At 62.8% G+C, this 1,991-nt stretch carries 2 protein-coding genes; both read left to right on the plus strand.

Going from position 1 to position 1,991, the window contains the following annotated elements; genetic code table 11:
- Positions 1–103 precede the first annotated feature (103 nt).
- A complete protein-coding gene (locus AC27IQ_RS23320) occupies positions 104–1,300 on the plus strand; it encodes a ribonucleotide-diphosphate reductase subunit beta (RefSeq protein ID WP_487090972.1) in 1,197 nt (398 codons plus the stop codon).
- A 182-nt stretch (positions 1,301–1,482) separates the two neighbouring features.
- On the plus strand, positions 1,483–1,991 hold a 509-nt coding region (locus tag AC27IQ_RS23325; protein WP_487090973.1), incomplete at its 3' end, for a hypothetical protein.

Raw genomic sequence — 1,991 nt, forward strand, 5'->3', positions numbered from 1 at the left:
GGTGCCGCGCATGTGCAGTGAAGCAACAAAAACATGGCTGCATCACGCTCCAGCGCTTTTAATTTTGCAGCGCTGCTTTCATAATCCGACCATTGGAAAACCTATGCTGACCTGGGACGAAGAAGTCAAGCCCTCATCGCAGAAACTCTTGGACGGCGGTCTGCAAAACAACCGCCCGGCGGAGTCGCCGTCCGCGCTTTCGCAAGCCGCTGCGGCACCCGCCGAAAGCCTGCCCGCCGGCAGCACGCCCACCCCCTCTGCCCCGCCCGCCGACACCGTGCACCGCCGCGTGAATGCCGCCGACAAGCGCATCATCAACGGCCAGACCGACGTCAATCAACTGGTGCCCTTCAAGTACAAGTGGGCCTGGGAAAAATACCTCGCCACCTGCGCCAACCACTGGATGCCGCAAGAGGTGAACATGACGCGCGACATCGCGTTGTGGAAAGACCCGAACGGCCTGACCGAAGACGAGCGCCGCATCATCAAGCGCAACCTCGGCTTCTTCGTGACCGCCGATTCGCTGGCCGCCAACAACATCGTGCTGGGCACGTACCGCCACATCACCGCGCCCGAATGCCGCCAGTTCCTGCTGCGCCAGGCCTTCGAGGAAGCGATCCACACGCACGCCTACCAGTACATCGTCGAATCGCTCGGCCTCGACGAGAGCGAGATCTTCAACGCGTACAACGAAGTCGCCTCCATCCGCAACAAGGACGAGTTCCTGATCCCCTTCATCGAGGCGATCATGGACCCCAACTTCAAGACCGGCACGCCCGAGACCGACCAGACGCTGCTCAAGTCGCTGATCGTTTTCGCCTGCCTGATGGAAGGCCTGTTCTTCTACGTCGGCTTCACGCAGATCCTCGCGCTCGGCCGCCAGAACAAGATGACCGGTGCCGCCGAGCAGTACCAGTACATCCTGCGCGACGAATCGATGCACTGCAACTTCGGCATCGACCTGATCAACCAGCTCAAGCTGGAGAACCCGCACCTGTGGACCGCGGAGTTCAAGGAAGAGATCAATGGCCTGTTCATGAAGGCCGTCGAGCTCGAGTACCAGTACGCCGAAGACACCATGCCACGCGGCGTGCTGGGCATGAACGCCTCCATGTTCAAGGGCTACCTGCGCTACATCTCCAACCGCCGCGCCACGCAGATCGGCCTGGAGGCGCTGTTCCCCAACGAAGAAAACCCCTTCCCCTGGATGAGCGAGATGATCGACCTCAAGAAGGAGCGCAACTTCTTCGAGACCCGCGTCATCGAGTACCAGTCCGGCGGTGCACTGTCCTGGGATTAGCCTCCCGACACATTCCAGGCCATGCATTTTCATTCCACGTCCCTCACCGGCAGCGCTGCAAAGCCCTGCCGCGCGGGGCGTTCCCGTGTTCATGGCGATGGGACTCGTCCCATCGCCATGGATCGCTCCATGTCCAATGCAGGCGTGGAGTGCTCTTTGCAAATTGACCCAAGGAGAAAATGATGGCAACTGCGAAAAAGACCGCCGCCAAGAAGGCAGCACCCGCGAAGAAAGCCGCCGCCCCCGCCAAGAAGGCTGTGGTAGCGAAGAAGGCCGCCGCTCCGGCGAAGAAGGCAGCGCCCGCCAAGAAGGCCGCCGCCCCCGCCAAGAAGGTAACGGCTGCGAAGAAGGCAGCAGCACCGGCCAAGAAGGCCGCCGCTCCAGCGAAGAAGGCAGCGCCCGCCAAGAAGGCCGCCGCCCCCGCCAAGAAGGTGACGGCTGCGAAGAAGGCAGCAGCACCGGCCAAGAAGGCCGCTGCTCCGGCCAAGAAAGCCGCAGCGCCAGCGAAGAAGGCAACGGCCGTGAAGAAGTCGGCTGCACCGGCCAAGAAGGCCGCTGCACCGACGGCCAAGAAGGCCAGCGCCAAGCCAGCGACCGCGACCAAGAAGGCCGTGACGTCGGCGAAGAAGACCTCGGCCGCACCTGCTGCCAAGAAGCCTGCCGCAGCACCGGCCGCCAAGAAGGCCGCCGC

Source organism: Acidovorax sp. KPB24-07, assembly GCF_057543315.1.